This is a genomic window from Aeromonas sp. 600724 (assembly GCF_049175135.1).
Taxonomy (GTDB): domain Bacteria; phylum Pseudomonadota; class Gammaproteobacteria; order Enterobacterales; family Aeromonadaceae; genus Aeromonas; species Aeromonas veronii_A.
This window is the reverse complement of the sequence record NZ_JAAKUM010000018.1, coordinates 92,610-113,544: the sequence shown is the minus strand read 5'-3', so window position 1 is coordinate 113,544 and position 20,935 is coordinate 92,610. Positions and strand designations below refer to the sequence as shown.

Annotated in this window: 18 protein-coding genes and 1 pseudogene; 10 read left to right on the top strand and 9 right to left on the bottom strand. The window is 51.7% G+C overall.

Features of this window, described 5'->3' with window-relative positions:
* Positions 1-493 precede the first annotated feature (493 nt).
* The gene (locus G5168_RS17090) at positions 494-1,051 is read right to left on the bottom strand and encodes a recombinase family protein (protein WP_319908522.1); all 558 of its coding nucleotides are present in this window, start codon (positions 1,049-1,051) and stop codon (positions 494-496) included.
* Positions 1,052-1,292: 241 nt separating this feature from the next.
* Between G5168_RS17090 and G5168_RS17085 the strand changes: the two genes are divergently transcribed.
* The gene (locus G5168_RS17085) at positions 1,293-1,508 is read left to right on the top strand and encodes a hypothetical protein (protein ID WP_421252498.1); all 216 of its coding nucleotides are present in this window, start codon (positions 1,293-1,295) and stop codon (positions 1,506-1,508) included.
* Between the two features lie 62 nt (positions 1,509-1,570).
* Here G5168_RS17085 and G5168_RS17080 read toward each other — a convergent pair whose 3' ends face one another.
* The 7 genes from G5168_RS17080 to G5168_RS17050 all read right to left on the bottom strand — a co-directional run bounded on the left by G5168_RS17080 (position 1,571) and on the right by G5168_RS17050 (position 9,910).
* Positions 1,571-3,724, bottom strand: a complete 2,154-nt coding sequence (locus G5168_RS17080) for a nuclease-related domain-containing protein (protein ID WP_421252497.1) — start codon at positions 3,722-3,724, stop codon at positions 1,571-1,573.
* 353 nt (positions 3,725-4,077) lie between these two features.
* Complete coding sequence (locus tag G5168_RS17075) at positions 4,078-4,593, bottom strand: terminase (RefSeq protein WP_421252496.1); 516 nt, start codon at positions 4,591-4,593, stop codon at positions 4,078-4,080.
* Positions 4,594-5,357: 764 nt separating this feature from the next.
* Positions 5,358-6,878, bottom strand: a complete 1,521-nt coding sequence (locus G5168_RS17070) for a helicase RepA family protein (RefSeq protein WP_421252495.1) — start codon at positions 6,876-6,878, stop codon at positions 5,358-5,360.
* Between the two features lie 63 nt (positions 6,879-6,941).
* Positions 6,942-7,214, bottom strand: coding sequence for a helix-turn-helix domain-containing protein (locus tag G5168_RS17065; protein ID WP_270656090.1), 273 nt, complete (start codon positions 7,212-7,214; stop codon positions 6,942-6,944).
* A gap of 499 nt (positions 7,215-7,713) precedes the next feature.
* Positions 7,714-7,968 carry a hypothetical protein gene (locus G5168_RS17060; protein WP_421252494.1) on the bottom strand — a complete coding sequence of 85 codons (255 nt, stop codon included), beginning with the start codon at positions 7,966-7,968 and terminating at the stop codon, positions 7,714-7,716.
* A 34-nt stretch (positions 7,969-8,002) separates the two neighbouring features.
* Positions 8,003-8,530 carry a hypothetical protein gene (locus tag G5168_RS17055; RefSeq protein ID WP_421252493.1) on the bottom strand — a complete coding sequence of 176 codons (528 nt, stop codon included), beginning with the start codon at positions 8,528-8,530 and terminating at the stop codon, positions 8,003-8,005.
* A 6-nt stretch (positions 8,531-8,536) separates the two neighbouring features.
* Entirely contained in the window at positions 8,537-9,910 is a 1,374-nt protein-coding gene (locus tag G5168_RS17050; RefSeq protein WP_421252492.1) for a tyrosine-type recombinase/integrase, read from the bottom strand.
* A 730-nt stretch (positions 9,911-10,640) separates the two neighbouring features.
* Here G5168_RS17050 and G5168_RS17045 point away from each other — a divergent pair.
* Positions 10,641-11,792 (top strand): annotated as a pseudogene (locus G5168_RS17045) (IS3 family transposase).
* 191 nt (positions 11,793-11,983) lie between these two features.
* On the opposite strand, the gene G5168_RS17040 reads toward G5168_RS17045, so the two are convergent.
* Entirely contained in the window at positions 11,984-12,790 is an 807-nt protein-coding gene (locus tag G5168_RS17040) for a DeoR family transcriptional regulator (RefSeq protein ID WP_421230738.1), read from the bottom strand.
* A 284-nt stretch (positions 12,791-13,074) separates the two neighbouring features.
* On the opposite strand from G5168_RS17040, the gene kbaZ reads away from it, so the two are divergent.
* The 8 genes from kbaZ (at position 13,075) to agaF (ending at position 20,857) form a co-directional block, all read left to right on the top strand.
* Positions 13,075-14,370: a tagatose-bisphosphate aldolase subunit KbaZ gene (kbaZ, locus tag G5168_RS17035; RefSeq protein ID WP_421230737.1), complete on the top strand. Its 1,296-nt coding sequence runs from the start codon at positions 13,075-13,077 to the stop codon at positions 14,368-14,370.
* A gap of 12 nt (positions 14,371-14,382) precedes the next feature.
* A complete protein-coding gene (locus G5168_RS17030; protein ID WP_216951767.1) occupies positions 14,383-15,576 on the top strand; it encodes an SIS domain-containing protein in 1,194 nt (397 codons plus the stop codon).
* Between the two features lie 136 nt (positions 15,577-15,712).
* Positions 15,713-16,912 carry an N-acetylglucosamine-6-phosphate deacetylase gene (gene nagA, locus G5168_RS17025; RefSeq protein ID WP_421230735.1) on the top strand — a complete coding sequence of 400 codons (1,200 nt, stop codon included), beginning with the start codon at positions 15,713-15,715 and terminating at the stop codon, positions 16,910-16,912.
* The gene (locus G5168_RS17020) at positions 16,903-17,757 is read left to right on the top strand and encodes a tagatose bisphosphate family class II aldolase (RefSeq protein ID WP_421230734.1); all 855 of its coding nucleotides are present in this window, start codon (positions 16,903-16,905) and stop codon (positions 17,755-17,757) included. The genes nagA and G5168_RS17020 overlap by 10 nt, the downstream gene beginning before the upstream one ends.
* Before the next feature lie 391 nt (positions 17,758-18,148).
* A complete protein-coding gene (agaV, locus tag G5168_RS17015; RefSeq protein ID WP_216951764.1) occupies positions 18,149-18,649 on the top strand; it encodes a PTS N-acetylgalactosamine transporter subunit IIB in 501 nt (166 codons plus the stop codon).
* Between the two features lie 49 nt (positions 18,650-18,698).
* Positions 18,699-19,463 (top strand): PTS N-acetylgalactosamine transporter subunit IIC, encoded by a 765-nt coding sequence (gene agaW, locus G5168_RS17010; RefSeq protein WP_421230733.1) that lies wholly within the window; start codon positions 18,699-18,701, stop codon positions 19,461-19,463.
* The gene (locus tag G5168_RS17005) at positions 19,453-20,355 is read left to right on the top strand and encodes a PTS system mannose/fructose/sorbose family transporter subunit IID (protein ID WP_216951762.1); all 903 of its coding nucleotides are present in this window, start codon (positions 19,453-19,455) and stop codon (positions 20,353-20,355) included. Before agaW ends, G5168_RS17005 begins: the two co-directional genes overlap by 11 nt.
* Positions 20,356-20,416: 61 nt before the next feature.
* Positions 20,417-20,857 (top strand): PTS galactosamine/N-acetylgalactosamine transporter subunit IIA, encoded by a 441-nt coding sequence (agaF, locus tag G5168_RS17000; protein ID WP_421252491.1) that lies wholly within the window; start codon positions 20,417-20,419, stop codon positions 20,855-20,857.
* The last annotated feature ends 78 nt before the right edge of the window (positions 20,858-20,935 follow it).

Sequence of the window (20,935 nt, the reverse complement as noted above, 5' to 3'; positions counted from 1 at the left end):
CACAACCTAACTGTCAGCTATTGCCCGTTCTCGGAAGACGTTACTACGGCGTATGCTGGTCCAGCCGATTGCAAACGGTTGATCAGCACGAATGCAATTGACTGGTCAGTGACCATACAAATGGGTGGTTAAGTCCATGTCATTATGCGGACTCACTTTAAAACCCGACGAACGACCACTCGGCCATGGAAAACTACTGACCTCCCAGGTCTTCCAGCGCTATCAATAGGCGTAAGAGTCACCGCCCCAAAATACGATTGACCGCCAGCAGAACGAGCGCTAAATCAGAACCGTACCATCGCTGTCCTCGACAGCACCCAGCCAGAACCGTTGGTGTACAGCGCGTCGTGGGCCGAGGCTGCTCAATTCGGGTGAGCGCATCAGCGAGGCGCTCTAAGGCGCCGCTGAGCTAGTTTAAGTTGATGGTCGCCTTGCCCTGCCGGAGTTGTTCAAGCGTCTTGAGGTTCACCTTCGTGGGCATAGTGGTTGCCTCCTACGCTGCACGACAGGCGCGTTTCACGCTGGCGGGAGAGATCCCGAAGTGAGTTGCGGTTTCTTGGATGCTCGCTGCGTTTTCCTTTCGCCAGACTGCAACGGCGGTATCGTCGATGGTCTTCTCGCGGCCTAAGGCCTTGCCCTCTGCCTTCGCCTTGGCGATCCCGGCCATCTGACGGGTTTTGATGTTCGAGCGCTCCAGCTCTGCAACAGCCGCCAACATGGTGAGCATGGCTTTGCCAATGGGCGTGGATAGATCGAACCCCTCCCGCAGACTGATGATTGAAACGCCCTTGCCTTGCAGTGCCTCAACCGTGTTCAGCACATCGATGGTATTGCGCCCAAGGCGGTCGACAGCGGGCACGATCAGCGTATCTCCCTTGCGTATGAACTTGAACAACTCGGCAAAGCCAGGGCGCTGTAGTGCCTTCACTCCTCCCGATACCCCCTCGTCCGTAAACCAAGTTTCGACATTGTGCGTTTGTTCAATGCTGTGCCGTTGAGCACCAACGCTCTGTTCGCCCGTGCTAACCCTGAGATACCCGATGACTGCCACGATATGCCCCTATGCTTGGCTCATTATCTATGGCTCTAAATGTAGGTGTGGCTCACAATAAAAACAACAGCTTTGAGCCATATATTTGAAGAGCTGATTATATGGCTCAAAAGGTACACGCTGTGAGCCACCATAAAGATAGTTAGTCTGAGTCCCGTGCTTCCTCAACACACTAAAATATTCAATGTTAGCTGTAGTATTATGAATGCACTCTGCATTGTACCTACTGGGAGAGAACACAATGGGCAATGACAATGATGACCTTATCGACGATTTCGGCGACGAGGACGAGATAGAAGAAACTCTTGAGGAAGAGGCCGAGCGGGAGTATTGGGAAAACCACGATAGTCTCGACAGTGAGTACGACCGCCCAGACCCAAAAGAGGAGCAGTGCAGAGAAGAATATCGCCGCGAACATGGTGGCGGCTTTATGAATGAACGCTGGAACCCATACTAGTTCCGATCAACATATGGTGACGTCGCCAATGACTGGCAAGCATATTTGAGTGATCTTGATATCTAAAGCAAGTCACTCCAGACCCCATCGGACTCAATCAACCTAACAAGAGCTTGCGCACTGAATCCCTCGGCATACAGAGTCTCTACCTCATTCCCAGCCTCAGCCTCATCCATCTCTTCAAACTCCCGCAGATAATGCGGTTCATCGCGCAAAGCGATCTCCATGATCTCGCGGGAGACGACGTGGAACCCATCGACAACCTCACCATCAAATTCAATCGACGTATCCACAACCCAGGCATGCAGGGCTGGCAGAGGATTAACATCACTCAGCAATAGAGCTGAACGCAACCCTTGGTCATTTTGCAGTGCTTGAAGCACAACCGGTTGCTTGCGCTTTAACTGCCTCGCCGCCTTGCGCAGGGTATTGGTTCGATGCAGCCAGACTTCATGGCGAGTTGAACGAATGAAGCCAGACTTGACCTCCAGCAGCAACGCAACCCCATCCAAGTGACAGATCAGGTCCACTTCGCCCGCATCACGCTCATTATCTAATGGGGGTTGATAACCCACGACAACGCGGAACCCCCTCTGCCTTAGCGCTTCGGCAAGAGTATGTTCAATACGCTCCGTTTCGCTGCGCAAAGCTGGCCTGCGTTGCTCAACACGTCGCAGGTTATTCACCGCAGCGGTCAGATTGTTCTGTTGACCTGCAACCCAGGGGAACTGAAAACTGTAGCGGCCAATCTTGTAAAACGGCCGCTCGTACAGTCGTGGTGACGGTATGCTTGGCGCTTGCCTTATCTGCGCGGATAGAGCCTGCAGGTCACTGGTCCAGAACTTCAGGATGGCCTCGGCCGCCTCGGGGTCGCCCTTGGGATGCTCAGGGCTGACGGTCCAACCACAGATACGACGGATCTTATCTTTCGGTTCCGACCAGGTGATGGGAAAGCGGTTCTCGCCATGCACAAGTCCTTCCAAAGCTAATTGACCAAGTGCTTTCGCTGCTACACCGGAGTCACCCATATAGCGAAGAAAAGGCTGAAGAAACGCCTGCTCAAAAAACACTGTCGTCAGCTCACTGGCTAATATCGCGTGGTGCAGGGCTACCTCAGCTCCATCGTTCAGTCTGACCCGCTCACCCAGGCCGAAAATCGTCTGCAGGTAGAGCTGACTGCGGATGGCTTTTATGTAAGCAAGCTGATTCGCTTCGTGGTTTTCCGGCCTCCCTATGATTTTGCCAGCCATATCCGAAGCTGCGAATTGGTCAATCGCGCGGTACATCCAGTAGTGCCAAAGCAACTTGCTTTTGCGCCCGGTACGCTGCCAGCGCTGTGAGCCCAAATCTGTTTTATTGAAGATGACCGGTTGTCCCGGCTTGAGCTGGTAACCGCAATCGCTGTCAAAACAGAACCAATTGATAGAATTCTCGTAATCGATTCGCTCGCGCATGGCGGCAATAAGCAGGGAAACCGATTCGAGGTTGGCAACACACTCTCGCCCCACACCTGACTGTGGAAAAAGGAGTGGCGACAAATGACTCTTGAGAGATCGACCGAGAACCTCCTCTGTCAGTTGAAAATCACGCTCGGAACAATTCAACAGTTTGCGCGCGATAATCCGATCATAGACATCCCAATCTTCCGCACTGCTGTCTCTATCCTTAGCGGCACCAAGTTGCCCATAAGCGGTCACGCTCAAATAGGAAAGCAGCTCTAATAGCGAAAGCGACTTCAGGTGGAACTCAGCCAGTGCGATGGCTTCATCGAATGGTTCGAGTTGCTCAAGCAAGCGATCACAGACGCCGAAAAATTCGCACCAATCCTTGCTGACGAGATTGTCCCGAAGATGCCGCCAGAGCGGTGAATCGCTGCGTGTAAACAGCGTCGAGTAACGAATCGCCCAACGCAATACATCTGGATGACGAGCGGCCAGATGATCCAGCAGCGCAGTGCTAATAGCATCCTCAAAATGCAAAATACGTCCCAGTGCCAAGCTTGCCAGTTGAGCACCGTCCAAGTTAGCTGGCCCCCACCAGAAGGTCGCGGCAGCCAGTCCGGCAGCACGATTGCGAGTTGTGTATTTGCCGCTCGGACGTTGATCCAGAAAGTCGTGAAGGCACTCATCAAGTGCGGCGAATGGGGCAAGCTGCTGTGCATATCCAGCAAAACGAGTCTGGTAAAACTCCTGGCATTGCCGCTCCTGGCCTTGCATATCTGGTCATCCTTTTCCTGCCGTCGAACCTTGATAATCAAAGAGATTGAAATCAGCCGCTCATTTGAGGCCCGCAACGAGTCGGGCAATCTGTATGGAAGGAAATAGTTAACACGTTTCCAAGAAGGGGGAAACAACGGATGAGGAGTCAATAGGTATAGATTGCAGATGTGGTAAACAGGACAGAAAATCAAAATGCCCCACAGAACTGGAGGGCCGGAAATGCACAAGGGCCTAGCCGAAGCTAAGCCCTTGTTGAATTTGGTCGGTGTGAGAGGATTCGAACCTCCGACCCCTTCGTCCCGAACGAGATTGCCACGATGGCTTTGGGACTTTCATTCAATGTTACAAAATCAGTCATCCTTATAAACCTCGCTATTTTCGTCCCAGTTCGATGGATGCACAAACGTGACTGTCGATTTCACCTGCATGCTCCCGTGGCTAACGCCCGAATTTTCTCGCTGACCCCTATCGCCGTACTTCTTGGGAGCTAGCTTCGAGGCCAGCCATTTACGAGCATCGATCTGCAGGCGGGCACGAGCAATCACATCATGGTTAACTTTTACGTTCCCGTTGGCGTCGAGGAAGGTGTCATTACTGCCATCATCGGCAATCTGGAGGATCTCGTCGGCCAGTTTGTCGGCCAGATCCTCGCGCGCACACGCGTACTGGTCCCTAAATTCTATATAGCGTTCATCAGCCAACCAGCGCATCACCATGGATTTGGACGGCATGCCTGGACGCGCAAGCACTGCGCGTAGACTCACTCCATCAGCAATGGCGCTGCATATAGCCTCACCCAACTCGTTTGTGAATGCACTTCGACGACCTCTTGTTACCGTCTTGGGATTCGACGTATTGGTTTCCACAGTGGAAACCTGAGGAGTAAAAACTGGGATCATAACTTGAGTTGTAGAATCCACGTGTTCAGAGCCCCTGATAGGGGCCGTAGGCATGCCTGAAGATGAGGTAGCGTTAACGGGTGTTATGACTCTTGACCATTTGTGCGTCTTGGCCCGCTTGTTAATGGCGGTATGTGAAATGCCGTGCTCTATCGCTATTTGGCGCACACTTTGGCGGCCAGCACAGTATGCGAGTTCGATACTGTGCCAGTTTGGGGAATCTGTTGTATGCATAGAGGAAGAGGTCATAGGCGACCAGTATTTACGATGGGGAGAGACCGGTTCCAGCCCTACAGGGGGAGGACGATCATCGTTGCCAGGATGTGCGGAAATAAATCAGCCAGTCCTCCTTTGCTAGAACAGTGGATTACGCATCTGGTGCGAGGCTACTCAGAGCAAGGCATTGCGGCCAGCAGCGGGGAAAACCGTGTGCAAAGACGAAAAGGGCCTTATACCTTGAACCGCTTTGCCAGCTTCCGACTCTCCTTCTTGATTTTTTCCTGGGACAGCGCCTTGTCGCGCAGTAGCGGCCACTTCGCCATCACTAGGCCATCACTTTTACTCGCCATCACTACCCCCTGAAAAAACAGACCAAGTGATGGCCACCATATCCCAGTAACCGTGCGGGTTTCAGGTCAATTTATCCCCTTCACCATCACTTTTTTCGTATAAGCAAGAAAAGTGATGGTGTCCGGTTGTTTTCGGTGATGGCCATCACCTCACCATCACTTTTAGTCCTCGGCGCCCCTCATCACCCAGACTGTCTTTTCATCGGAGTCGAAACCGATAACCCCATCATCGACCAGCTTCTTGAACCAGCGCCAGCCGTTACCTTCGTGCCAAGTGCCCGCCGCCCTCATCTGCTTGATGATGGTTAACCGCTTGACTGGCTCCCCCTGCTTTTCGCAAGCCTCACGGATGACTTGAAACAGCGCCTTGTGGTTCACGGTTACGTTGCCAGCGTCCTCCAGTTCGTCAGGGTTTGCCGGGTCGCGACTATCGGCGATAACCACCAAGCTCGTTACCTCGTCGTTGTCATCGTCATAACAAACAACACGGGTACGCAGGTCGTATGCGCGGCGGCCGGGCTCGTCGCCATCCTTCATTTTGGTGCAGAGCAAGGTGAACGCCTGGGCGTCTGTCACTTCGCGCTTGAGAAGAAATTCAGCATCCAGGGCAGCACGAAACGCGCTGGATCCGCGAGCACCGTTGTCCTCGTTCTTACCTGTGTGGTGAACCAGAAGAATAACGGCCTTGGTCAGCGCCTTGATTGTGTCGCAACCGTTGATGAAGGCCCCCATATCCGCAGCCCTGTTCTCGTCGGCGCCACCAAAGCAGCGAGCCACTGTATCAACCACAATGAGCCGCACGGGCTGACCAGTAGCCTCCTTCACCTGATTAACGGCAGCATTCAGGCGGGCGATCTGGGCGCCATCAGCCATGAATACCGGCATATCAATGCGGTAGAAATTGAACACATCCTGACCACGGTTGTACTGGTCGCACCAAGCACGGATGCGCCGTGACACCCCAGGGCCACCCTCGCCAGCGATATAGAGCACAGCGCCTTCCTCCACACGGCGGCCATCCCACTCCTTGCCGGTCGCAACATGGCAAGCCAGCGATACGGCCGCAAACGACTTGTACGAGCCGGACGGGCCGTAGATGGAACACATGCTCTCGGCAGGCAGCAGCCCTTTGATCAGATACGCCGATTGCCGATCAAACCCGGCATAACCAGCAACCAACGGGAATGACTCGGGTTGGTGGACCTCGTCATTGGCAGCCAGCACGGCATTCACCATGTTGTCCCAAGGGGTGGCGGTGTCACCATCGTTCCCACGATAGATGGCTGCATGGGGTGCCTGCTTACGCAACTCGGAGGCCAGCCGTTGCAGCTTCTGGACTGGGAGGAAGCCGCGAACATGAATGATTACCTTGGTAGTCATGTCGCCATCGGCCATCAGAAACAGCTTGCCGCCTTCCTCCAGTTGCTTGTTGCTCACGTAGAGGCTCTGGACTGGCTCCAGCTCTCCGGTGATAGGGTCGGCGGCATGAATAGATACGTTGTTGGTGCGCTGCCAGATTTCGCGGCGCTCGGTGTTGGGGTCTGCTTGGTGCCCGGTATGGATAACGATTGTGCCTAGATTCTCTAGGTCTGAAAATTTGGTGAAGGGTGCCATTTGCACGAGGTTTTGCACGTCATTAGCACGGGGGCCGCATTGTGCTTGGGTTTCAGTGGGATTGTTCATACGCCATTACCCCTTCTGCTGCTCGGGCAGGACTCCATTTCGCCACAGTAGTTGACCAGCATTTTAGATTCCTTCACCGGTGTGGAGTGCCGTGCGGCGCGCCAGGAACTCAGCGAGATCGCTGATGCGGTACTTCACCAAGCGCCCGACCTTGATATAGGGCAAGTTGTAGCGACCCGTAGAGCGCCAGACGGCCAGCGTCGTCGGCTTCACTTCCAGGACCTCTGCGGCCAGTTTGTCGCCAACGTTAACGGGAGGGTTTTTGGGATCAAAACCGAGCTGCGCGGCAATCTCAGCCTTGAGCGCGGAAATATCGGTGGAATACTTGGTAGGCATACAGCTTGTTCCTTCGTGTGTGGTTTAACAAGGTGCCTAGTCTCGGAGAAAGCTAGTGCGCTGTAATTGTGCAAACCGCAGCGGATTACATATTTACAAGTATTTGATTTAATGCATCGAGGGGTAGGCGATAGTTAAGTATTGTTCTAACTGACAGCAAACTAACCAGCTGAAAGGCTAAACCAGAAATCCCTGAGCATTAGGAATACGCCGGTGAGCATGGCACTCACCCGTCCCTATGCTTCACTGAGGGCCCCTAGTTGAAATTCAGTCCGAAGTGCTGGTTGAGCTGCAGTTGGATATGACTGATACGCTGTTGGAATTGGCCACTCAGTAACACGATGTCGCTCAGCAGATTGGGGCCCATCTGGCCGGAGCTAACTGTATCGGGCTGTTCAGGGATGATGCAATACGGGCAGGTCTAGTGATACAGTCGGTGGTCGATGAAGAGATAGTTTACCTCGAGCAACTCAAACATCTGATGAATCAGGTAGGTTGATCATGGGTAAGCATGGCCCCCGGCAGCTAGGAGAATCGGCGGCAGGATTATGTGGGACCTTAGTCGGCCTGGCGTTGTGTGGGTGCAGCTCGCGGCGCAGCCCTTTTGACTGTGCTGTACGCCTTGCGGCCTGTCGGAAGCTGGCCGCTTGCAGGCTCTGGGGCCATCGCTAGAGGACGGCTTGGAGGAGTTGCCACTGTGTAGATTGAGGCAATCCTGCTGTTCGGCGATATGGTCGAGAAGGAGTGCGCACATTGCTAACACAATACTGCCCGTAGGCAGCCATATTTCATACCGTCTCAACATCCCTGCCAGGGCGCCGACCATAATCAGGTACCCAGTGTGCAATCCACCGCTTTACTGTCCCTACCGTAGGTGCCACTTTTCCTCGTTCATTTGCCCTGAAATACCCCTCTCGGCACATAATTTCATGGACTAACTTGGCCACTTCCCCGACCCTGAATTCCCGGTCTGAATCCGCATCCCAGAACTTTTGTGCCTTGGCACGGGCGACATCTGCGTACAGTCCCGATACCGTATTGGCGATTCGGCGATCCTCTCCTGCCTTCTCCTTCCGGTTGAGCATAATTGTCGTGTAATAGCTACTCACACAGGTAACTAAACTAGCAAACGAAAGTGCTAGGGATTCCACTTGCTCATACGCTTGGGGATGTTCATTCTGCAGCTCAGATAACTCGCGCCTAGCCTTAGAAAAAAAATGCTCGCACAGCTCTTTAGCCGACTCATTGTCAGGCATTGATTCAATTGTACTTTGCAGACCTCTAATCTGATCGAGAAGCAGATTGGCATTAGTCATCACTTTTTATTCTCCAGTCCTTATCTCTGAGTGCTTCGCGGGCAACTTCTCTACTTCGGGTGCAAGTTTGACGCCAGCCGCCTCCATCATGGCGTTTGTTGCCGTCTCAACAGACTGGCGCACAGGGTCAAGATCTAGGCGGGCATAGATGGCCGTAGCCTGATGTGTTTTGTGGTTTAGCGACTTGCCGATGATCGCCAGCGAAGCGCCGCTCTTGGCCTGCCAGCTCCCCAGGGTACGGCGTAGATCATGTATACGCAGGTCAGTCATGTCATAGGTTGCAGGGTCTATTCCCACCTCATCGGCCAACGCGCGATAACGCTTCTCCGTAACAACTGGCGCTTGGGCAATTTGCATTTCGGCCTGTTGGCGCTCCTCACTGGTGAGCTTGCCCAACTCCTCCAAATGGTCAAGTAGACGACTTAGGCTGGCGCGAATCAAAATTGTCTTCCATGACTTTTTCGGTTCGACCAAATGCCCTGTTTTGCCCTCGCCGGGAAACACGAAAGAGGCATGATCAGTTGTATGCTTGCGGTCAGCGAGAACAGCCACTGCCTCTGGTGATAGAGTGACGTTTTGTGGGGTGCCGTTCTTGGTCATACCGATCCGCCAGATGCGGGCATCAAGGTCGATATCGCGCCAAGCCATCTCTTGTACGTTGGAGCGTCTGGCGCCTGTCAGTAGCGACAACCAAAAGAAGTCGGCAAGACTCGACTTGTCGATGGCTGCAAACAGATATGGTAGTTCTGACGCTTGAACAAAACGATCGCGTGAAGGTGACGGATTTTTTTGAATGCGGCTCGCTGGATTGGTACCGCTGAATATCTCCAGGTCGGCGGCGAAGTTGAACACCGATGAAACGATGGCGAGCGCCCGGTCGGCTTGGGCTGCACTTTTCTTCGTGGTTTTGGTGTGGATAGATTTGATATCTGCGCGAGTAATCTGTGACAACTTTTTAGACTTAATCGGCTCCAGATACATGCGCAAGTTGTCGCGATAGTCACGCTTAGTACGCTCCCCGATGGGAGTACCATCGCGCTTGCGCTTCTCGACCAAGAACTGCTCGAACAATTCAGTAAAACTGGGCTCTTCTCTGATTGCCCGACGAGCAGCGGCGGGGTTAGCGCCGGCTGCAAACTCGCCAAGAATCTTCTGCGCCTCGTTACGGGCTTGCTCGATAGTCATTTCAGGGAAAGAACCGAGCTTGATCCAAGCAATCGATGCACCAGAACGCTTTACAACGTAGAAGGAACGAGCGCCTGCTGCGGTGATCCGCATAGCCAGCTTTGGCACTTCGGTATCGTATACCGCTAAGCGCTTTCCCTGCTCAGGTGGCGTGATTGACGATAGTTCCGTTTTGGTGAATCTGAACCTTTCCATAATTCTGCCAATCTCCTTCAGGCTAACGCTGGGCTAACATGGGATAACAAATTTGGTCGATTTTCATGTTAGCCCGTAAAGGCAAGGTTAGACTTAAGGCATTGTTTTGTATAGTGTGAAATGGGTTAATAAATGTGAGGGTATCCACGCGCCCTCTCATTCGTAATGCGAAGGTCAGGAGTTCGATTCCCCTTATCGGCACCATATAAAACAAAGGGTTGGCTTCTTGGTAAAGCTAGCTCTTTAGCGCATTTGCCCAACACCATGCCCAACACTTCACAGTGTATAGGCTGCCCATGACGGGCGGCTAACTTGTCTTGTACGCAAGAGAGAACACCAGAGGAAAATAAAAGAATCGAGGGGGGATAGGATAGGTCTGTTCGATTATGGGGGAAAATTGCATGGAGGGGAGCAGGGGGTAATGGAGGTCTTCTTATATATGCAATGAGGCTTGAAAAAATCTCACAGAAAATATGACAAATGGCCCCCTCTGCAAGAGTCAATACAACCCCATGAGCATACTGGCTATAGGGGATAGTAATCAGATGGGGGCTGCATGTCTTGAGAGGCGTGAGGGGTAAAGTACCTCTTCTCTATCACCGGATTACTTCATCTTTCACGGCTTCATAGTAGGAATAGTGGGAGTATCGAGCGCATAAGGGTGTAGTGGTCTAATCATCCCGGACACCATTTTAGGTGGTACAGTCGCCACCATGACCTGAGGTGTTCAATGACAAGATTACGTCGCTCATTTACTGCCGCATTCAAACTCGAAGCCGCATCCCTGGTGCTCGACCAGGGATATTCAGTCCCCGAAGCCAGCCGTTCACTGGACGTCGGTGAAACCGTGCTCCGTCGCTGGGTTCAGCAGCTTCAATCCGAACGCAGTGGCACAACCCCAATCAGCAAAGCGCTAACTCCTGAGCAGCAGAAAATCCAGGAGCTGGAAGCCCGTATCAACCGACTCGAACGTGAAAAGGTCATTCTAAAAAAGGCTACTGCTCTCTTGATGTCGGACGACTTCACACGTACGCGCTGATAGACCGATTAAGGGAGCAAGCCCCCATCACCCTGGTCTGCTGCGCTTTCGATGTTCCAACATCCTGTTTTTACGACTATCTGGCTCGCAGGCGGACGATTAACCGTGAGCGCATGCAGCATCGCTGTGAGTTGCGCCGTTTGTTCAAAGTGAGCCGGAACTCGGCAGGCAGCCGTGCCTTGATGTCGATGATGCGGGAGTTGGGGTATCAGATTGGTCGATTCAAAGTACGTAACCTGATGAAGGAAGCCGGTCTGGTATCCAAGCAACCGGGCACTCATCGCTATCAGGTCGCTCGGTCTGAACGACCGGACATTCCCAATCTGCTGGCCCGCGAATTTGAGGTCCATCAACCCAATCAGGTGTGTCACCTACGTCTTGGCAGGTGGCCGTTGGTATTACCTGGCAGCGGTTCTTGATCTGCATACCCGGCGAGTCGTGGGATGGGCGATGTCTGATAAACCTGATGCAGAATTGGCAATAAAAGCACTGGAGATGGCCTATCAGTAGCGGGGTTGCCCATCTGGCGTGCTGTTTCACTCCGACCAGGGCAGCCAATATGGCAGTCGGTCATTTCGGCAACGACTGTGGCGCTATCGCATGACCCAGAGCATGAGTCGGCGTGGAAACTGCTGGGATAACGCCCCGATGGAGCGATTGTTCAGAAGCCTGAAGTCAGAGTGGCTCCCGGCTATGGGATACATGAGCGTGCGGGAGGCAAAGCGGGATATCAGTTATTACCTGATGGATTACTACAACTGGCGGCGTCCACATCACCACAATAATGGGATACCGCCAGCAAAAGCCGAAGAACGGCCTAACCAAGTGTCCGGATTTAGTTGACCACTACATCCTGATGCTTTACCAGCCCGATGAGGGGAGTTGCTTCGTCTGTCTGAAGCCCCAGAGCCAAGTCGCAAATGGCCATCACCTAGCCGGCTATCCCGGTTTACGGTTACTCGCCAGAGGTGACCGTATGAGTATCGGTATGACCCTGACCGTGGTGTTTGGAGGCTAAAGTAATGCTGCTTTGATCAGTGGGGATCCGCCGGTACCAGCAGAACCTCGATCCCGGCATCATGCAAACCTGTTAGTAGTTCTGGTGGCAGGGCATCATCGGTGATTAGAGTATGAATTCGCTGAATATTAATGATCCTGTGTAGGCTGGAGCGGAAAAATTTGCTGGAGTCGGTGACTACAATGATTTTTTTTGCAACCTGGCACATGCAACGGTTAAGGCGCGCCTCATCCTCGTGATGGGTACTAACACCGCGTTCTAGGTCGATGCCATCCACCCCGAGAAACAGCAGGTCAAAATGATAGTTTTGCAGGGATTGCTCGGCCTGTGCCCCATAGAACGAGAGTGATTTGCGGCGCAGGTGGCCGCCGGTCATCAGCAGCTCGATCCCATCCGCCTCTAGCAGTTCATTGGCCACGTTCATGCCGTTGGTCATCACCAGGATCTCCTGATGTTCGCGCAGATGACGAGCTACCTCCAGTGTCGTAGTGCCTGAGTCGAGTATAAGGCGACTCCCGGGTTGCACCAGTGTGGCTGCCAGCGCGCCGATCCGCTGTTTGACTGGCGTATTGAGCACACTTTTGTCGGCAATGGTTCGCTCGGGTGCGGCCTGATTGGGTTCACACAACAGAGCGCCCCCATAGGCGCGTACAGCTATCCCTTGTTTTTCCAAGAATGCCAGATCGTTGCGAATGGTGACAGTAGACACCTGAAACTGTGCTGATAAGTCATTGACTTGTACGCTGCCATGGCTACGCAGTTGTTGGATGATACGCTCACGGCGTTCACTGGTGCCGATAGTACTTTTCTCGGTAATTTGCATTATTCCGCTCTGTCCGCATTGTTTGTCCGGTTTGCACATGGACTTTCACTTTATTGCATTTTGTGTATTAACGCTTAGAGGAGAATGCAAATCAAGCCTTCACCTTATGCTTTGTGACAGAAAAGTCACTTTAGCCAAATGCCTTTCCTTTCCTTTCCTTTTGTTTTTCGTGATCTATCTCATAAAACACATGGTCTTTCGTTTCGTTTTGCATTCAATGGGTTTACCTTTCTGAAAAGAAATGAAATTTAGCTGCGGTTTTATTTGGTGGTATTGGAGGGTAAGTGAAAGGTATCGCTCAGATAATAGAAAGAAACAAGAATGGGGAAACAGCTGGCATCACCTCTGTGTGTTCTGCTCACCCGTTAGTGTTAGAAGCGGCACTAATGCTGGCCAAGAAAGAAGGAAGTGTCCTGCTTGTGGAGGCAACCTCTAATCAAGTGGATCAATTTGGTGGCTATACCGGCATGACGCCAGCTGATTTTTGCGAGCGTTTATATCTGCTGGCAGATCGCTGTGGTGTTGCTCGTGAGATGGTGGTCCTGGGTGGAGATCACTTGGGCCCAAACCGATGGCAAGAGCTTTCTGCTTCCGAAGCAATGGTACATGCAGAAACACTTATTGCCACGTATGTGGCAGCAGGGTTCAAAAAAATCCATTTGGACTGCAGTATGGCTTGCTCCGATGACCCTTTATCACTCAGTGATGAAGTAGTTGCCGAGCGTGCAGCCAGGCTTGCGGTAGTTGCTGAGCGTACTTGTTACGAGAAGTTTGGGCACTGCGACCTGGTTTATGTGATTGGCACCGAAGTTCCCATTCCTGGTGGGGCGCATGAAGATCTCTTTGAACTTGCGGTAACAACACCTCAGGCTGCGCGTTATACATTGGAAGCACATAGAGCGGCCTTTACTCGTCAAGGTTTGGGGGATGTATGGTCACGGGTCATTGCGTTGGTAGTACAGCCGGGCGTTGAATTTGATCATACGAGAGTGGTTGATTACCAAAGTGGCAAGGCTATTGGCTTGAGTCTGATGATCAAGGAATACCCCCACATGGTGTTTGAAGCCCACTCGACGGATTATCAAACACCGCAGGCTTACCAGCAGTTAGTACGTGATCACTTTGCGATTCTTAAAGTCGGCCCTGCGCTCACGTTTGCCCTGCGTGAAGCATTGTTCTCATTGGCTGCTATTGAATCCGAGTTGGTGACTGCCAGTGCCTGTTCCGGACTGCGCAATGTGCTCGAACAGACCATGTTGGAGCGGCCTGGATATTGGCAAAGCCACTACCAGGGGAGTCCTAATGACAGACGTTTGGCTCGAGGTTACAGCTATTCGGATCGGATCCGTTACTACTGGCCTGAGCAGCGGGTAGATGAAGCGTATGCATGTCTGTTGGCCAATCTGGAACAAGAGCAAATTCCGTTGCCACTGCTGAGCCAGTATCTACCAATCCAATATCAAAAAGTGCGTGAGGGGCTGCTTTCTGCAGATCCCCACAGTCTGATTCTTGATCAGGTTCAGGAAGTGCTGCGGCACTATTCTCGGGCTTGCTGTCCCCAGCCTGAAATGGCTATGTGAGGTATTACAGTCATGATTCTTGGTTATGAAAAAGAAACATTAATCGCAGCCAAAGGAATTGCTACTGCGAGTGAAATTCAACAACAGCCTGCGACATGGTTAGAAACATTAGGCATGGTCGATAAGGAAAGAAACGCCATAGATCAGTTTATTACTCCCTTACTAATGCAAGGTAATCTGCGAATTATTCTGACCGGCGCAGGGACATCTGCTTTTGCGGGGCGTGCGTTGGCCCCTTATTTATCGGCACGTCTTAACGGTAGAGTGGAGTCGATCCCCAGCACAGATATTGTTACTGATCCAAAAGAGTATCTGGACCAAGATACCCCGACGTTACTTGTTTCGTTTGCCCGTTCGGGAAACAGTCCTGAAAGTGTGGCAGCTGTTGATTTGGCTAGCAGTTTGGTAAGCAAATGTTACCACTTGGTTCTCACTTGCAATGCTGAAGGGAAACTATATCAGCGTTGTCAGAAGGAGGGTCGATCACTGGCACTGTTGATGCCGCCTCAGACCAATGATCGTAGTTTTGCCATGACAAGTAGTCTCACCAGCATGATGTTGACCTGCTTGACTGTATTTTTGCCGAAACGGTTCAACCAGCATGCTTGCACTTCACTGGCAGGCGTCAGTGAGGCCATCCTGAAACAGGTCGTTCAAACGGTGCCTGCATGGAATGAACCACTCCCACAACGAGTTATCTATCTTGGTAGTGGCAGTCTGCAGGGTGTTGCACAAGAAGCAGCGCTTAAGTTGCTGGAGCTGACCAGTGGGCGGTTGATTGCCATGTTCGATTCTCCTACCGGATTTCGTCACGGACCAAAATCAGTGGTCGATAGCAATACTTTAATCGTGCAGATGATCTCCAATGATCCCTATACACGACAATATGACCTTGATTTGTTAAATGAGCTGCGTCGTGATGGTGTTGCTGCACGAGTTGTTGCCCTGGCCGATATTCCTGACAATCGGATTGAGGCTGGTGAATATATTTACCTTCCACAGACTCAGCGCGGCGATGATGCAGAGCTGGCATTTTGTTACCTGCTTTATGCCCAGTTCTACGCATTCCATACATCCATGATGCTTGGTATCAATCCGGATAATCCATGTCCGAGCGGTCGTGTTAATCGAGTCGTGCAGGGGGTCACAATCTATCCGTATCCCGAGCAGAACTTGAGTAAACCGTCATGTGCAACAGTTTACTGAAGCAAAGTTATCCATCTGTGAACTGGTTCCAATTCACAGGAGCATGGACCCACTCTATGCGTTCAGAGCTGGGAAAGCTTTATTCAGGCGGTGTCAGGAATGATGGCATTAATTACCCGACAGGGGAGGATCTTTAATGGTCGAGCGGATCAGGGCGCGCCATCTGTTAACCGAAACAGGTTGGCGAGAGGCCTGCTGGCTAGAGCATGAGAATGGCTGGATAACGGCGATAGGCTCTCTCTCTCAAGAAAATATGGGGTTTGATGTCGAGCTGCTGGTGCCCGCGCTGATCGATGGTCATGTCCACGGCGGTGCCGGTGTCGATGTCATGGATAGCGATAGCAATGCCTTGGCTACCTTGTCGATGGCCAAGGCGGCAGAAGGGGTTGGCGCTTTTCTTGCCACCACGGTCACCGCACCACTCCCCGAGATAGAGCAAGCCCTTGATCGGATTGCCGATGGCGTTGCCCGCGGCATGCCGGGCGCCGAGCTGCTCGGCTGCTATCTGGAAGGCCCCTACTTCACGCCGGACAACAAGGGCGCCCACGATCAGGCGCTGTTTCGGGAGCTGGATATTGCCGAACTGACCCACCTGCAACAGCTGGCGCGCGGCAGCCTGAAGGTGGTCGCGCTGGCACCGGAAAAGCCCAACGCCATCGCGGCCATTCACCATCTTGCCGCAAACGGCGTGCGGGTGATGCTGGGCCACTCGGCGGCGGATCACGACACCACCATGGCGGCGCTGGCAGCGGGTGCCTCCGGGCTGGTGCACTGCTTCAACGGCATGCGCGGCCTGCACCACCGCGAACCCGGCATGGTCGGTGCAGGTCTTGTCCATCCCGCTGCCTGGCTGGAGCTGATCGCCGATGGCCATCATCTCCACCCGAGCGTGCTCAAGCTCTGTCACTGCTGCGCTGGCCAGCGCCTGCTCCTGATCACGGATGCGATGCGTGCCGCAGGTATGCCCGACGGTCACTACCTGCTCGGCAACTATCGGGTCGAGATGAAAAATGGCGTGGTACGCACCGAAACCGGCGGTCTGGCGGGCAGCACCCTCACCCTGCTTGGCGCAGTACGCAACATGGTGCAGCTGGCGAACGTACCGCTCGATGAAGCCATCGCAATGGCCTCGCTGGCACCAGCAAAGATGCTCGGCATTGCCGATCGCCTCGGTTCACTGGCAGTTGGCAAACAGGCCAACCTGCTCGCTCTCACCACTGAACTCAATCAACAACACATCTGGGTGGCTGGCCGGGAGATAAATCCGACCGAGCTCTCCTCCCTTTTCTCAGGATCTCGCGTCAATCAGGACGCTCAGGAGTCACTATGTATCTGATCTCTTCCCATGAAATGCTCAAAGATGCCCAGCGCCGCGGCTACGCCGTACCGGCTTTCAACATCCACAACCTGGAAACTGTGCAGGTGGTGGCTCGCACCGCCGCTCGCATGCGCTCTCCGGTGATTTTGGCTGGCACCCCGGGCACCTATCGCCATGCCGGGGTCGAGTATCTGGTCTCCATCTGTCAGGCCGCGGCCCATGAGTACCGTATCCCGCTGGTGCTGCATCTGGATCACCACGAAGACGAGCAGGACATCCACAACAAGGTCGAAGCGGGTATTCGCTCCGCCATGATCGATGCCTCGCACTTTCCGTTTGAAGAGAACATCGAGAAGGTGCGCAGCGTGGTGACCTTCTGCCACCGCATGGGCGCCAGCGTCGAAGCGGAGCTTGGTCAGCTGGGCGGTCAGGAGGATGACCTCATCGTCGATGCCGCTCACGCCAAATTTACCGACCCGCTCAAGGCGGCAGAGTTTGTCCGCCGCACCGATATCGACTCGCTGGCCGTGGCCATCGGTACCGCCCACGGCCTCTACAAGGAGGAGCCCCGCCTCGACTTCGCCCGCCTCGCCGCCATTCGCGAGCAGGTGGATATTCCGCTGGTGCTGCACGGCGCCTCCGGCGTACCGGAGGCCGATGTGCGCCGCTGCATCGAACTCGGGATCTGCAAGGTCAACGTTGCGACCGAACTGAAGATCGCCTTCGCCGATGCGATGAAAGCCTTCCTTGGCTCTCATCCGGATGCCAGCGACCCGCGCCAGTATCTGGTGCCCGCCATGGCCGCCATGGAGGAAGTTGTCGAGGCGAAAATCCGTATGTGTATGAGTGAGAACCGTATTTGATTTGGATAGGTTATCTATTGCCTGCGATGTATATCCGTTTGTTGACGTCTATTAACGTGCTGCAATGAGCTGGATTCATCTGTTTACTAGCCGCAAGTGAGATGCATTCTTATAGAAGAAATTAACCAGTTAGAAAAAGCATTGGGGAGGCTTCCTTCTTTCGATGTCTTTTTATTAACTTCGTGAAAGCGATCTCATTTTCGTTTTCTTTCAATTTATTAATGTCTGGACTGGCGTTAAGCTAAGTAAAACACAGTTAGTGCGGCGGGGACGAATAACGACATCAGGTATGTGCCTGCAAGCATAATGATGTTGCTAGTTAATTTAATCAGATGGCTTAGTGTGTTGCCTGCATATATGCCGGTATGCCTATAACATAGGAATGAAATATATGACAACTCCAAATATTGTATGGACTAGGATTGATGAACGTTTGTTACACGGACAAATTCGTATCACATGGGGTAAACACACAGAGGCGAATCTGATTCTTGTTGCTAATGATGATGCAGCAGAAGGCCCCAATGCTGCCTTTATGCAAGCTGGTATGAAAGCTTCCGCAGGTGGAGAATATGCAGTTAGATTTTTTACTATTAAAAAGACAATTGATGTGATTCATAATGCATCAGATAAACAGCGAATATTTATTCTTTGTAATAACCCGACAGATGTTGCTCGTTTGGTAGAGGGAGGGGTTCCGATCACCCACTGCAATATCGGGAATATGCATTATCATGAAGGCAAGAAGCAAATCGCAAAAACAGTGTCTGTTGATGATAATGATATTAAAGCATTTGAGAGCATGACCCAAAAGGGGGTATGTTGCACGGTTCAAAATACACCTGATCAAAACGCATTGGATATCTTTGAACTGGTTAACGGCGCCGCCTGACATTAAAAAATAAGATATATTTACATTTACTTTCAAAAAGGAATTAAGCATGTTTTTCGAAGCTATGCTTGTCGCAATATGGGCATTTTTTTGTGGTATCGATAAATATGATGTCGCACTAAATATCCACCGCCCGATTATAACCGGTCCGGTAGTTGGATTGATTATGGGGGATATGCAAATTGGCTTGGTTGCGGGGGCTACTCTGGAGTTAGCTTGGTTAGGATTGGTACCTAACGCAGGTGCTCAGCCACCTGATGTCACAATGGGCACCATCGCAGCAGTCGCATTTGCTGTGATGACTGGTCAATCCGCAGAAGTGGCTATGGGTGTCGGGATGCCCATCGCGGTCCTGATGCAGATGTTAGTGATTGGTTTCTTTGCATTGACTTCTTTCACTATGGGTAAGGCGGATCGTTACGCTGAACAAGGTGATGCATCTGGTATCGATCGATTACTGATAGCGACTATTTCACTTCGCTCAATGCTATACGCTGTTGTCGCATTTGCTACAGTCTATTTTGGTGAACATGGTGCAACCTGGATTGATGAAAATGCACCAACGGTATTGTTAGAAGGGCTAGGGATTGGTGCCAAGATGGTACCAGCGATTGGTTTCGCCATGCTGCTAAAAATCATGTGGTCCAAAGAAGTTGCAGGGGTGTTTTTTATCGGTTTTGTAATGACAACCTACTTGAAGTTGCCAATCATGGCTGTTGCAATCTTGGGCGCATCTGCCGCAGCACTTTATTACTTCTTTAGTGGAAATACCAACTCAAACAAGCAAGCAGAGGAATTTGAAGATGGCATCTGATATTACAATGTCTCCACTGAGGAACAATGTCGAGGCATCTCAAGTAAAAAATCATTCATTGGTAGATAATATCGATGCTTATGAAGATACCGCTGTACGTAAAGTCATCACCAAGAAAGATTTGTGGATCTGTTCTTTACGTGGCTTGTTTATGGAGGGCAACTTCAACTTTGAACGAATGCAGGGTGGTGGTTTTGCGTACTCCATTATTCCTGCTTTAAAAAAGATTCATGGTAATAATAGAAATGATCTAGCCAAAGCATTGAAAAATCATCTGCAGTTCTTCAATGCAAGTCCGAAATTATTTACCTTCCTGCTAGGTACAGCTATCGCAATGGAAGAGAATAAAGAAAAACCGTCTACTGTCAACGTAATGAAAGTGGCTGGTATGGGCCCTACCGGTGGTATTGGCGATGCGATCGACCACATGACGTTGATGCCATTGACATTAGCACTGGGGGCGTCGATTGCCATTGAAGGATCGATTGCTGGTCCGTTTGTTTTCTTCCTGCTGTATCAGATTGTGCACTTTTTTGTTTATTTTGGTTTGATGTTCATGGGATACCGTGCTGGTACTGCAGCGATGGTAAACATGAGTGATGCAACAGAAAAGTTGGCAAAAGCTGCCAATATCATGGGTATTTTCGTAATCGGCGCACTATCGGCAACATTTATCAAGTTACAGACGACAGCATCCTTAGAGCTCGGTGGTAAAACGGTAGAGCTTCAAGCTTCGTTGTTTGACAAAATCATGCCTAATCTATTGCCGTTAGCATTGGTATTTTTTATGTTCAAGATGGTTAAGGGGACCGGGTTCTGGGCGAAGCCACCAGTGCTTATTTTCTCAACATTGGCCGCTGGGGTAGTCGGGCATTACCTTGGGATTATTTAAATACGCTGATAAATACTAATGGGGTGGGATATCCCCCACCTATTTAAGAGGGATAAATTACATGATCGGTATTGTAGTGTCTGGACATATCAACTTTGCATCCGGAATGCAGTCTGCAATGAAAGCGATTGTGGGGGAGCCGGAGCAGATGCGCTTCGTCGACTTTGTCGAGTCCATGTCGACGGATGATTTGGAGACTGCTCTGAGAAATGCAGCTCAGGAAGTTAACTCTGACGATGGCGTACTGTTTTTAACAGATATTCCTGGCGGTTCACCAGCAAATCGAGCATCCGTCATTTTAATGGATTCTGATCAGGTAGAGGTATTGTCTGGGGTTAACTTACCAATGATTGCAAATGCCGCATTTGAACGTGACGGTGCATCATTGCATGAGCTGGTCGATATTCTTCAAGATATTGGTAAAAGTACAATTCAGGATATGAGAAAGGCACTGGAGGCTGCCTTTGTTGAGGAGTGCATTAGTGAGGAAGAGGGTCTTTAATAATGCTCTTCATTCATTATTACGTGGGAGTCTTATAAGGTGTTTGCCCCTGCATTATAAGGAATTAGTTTTCACGAC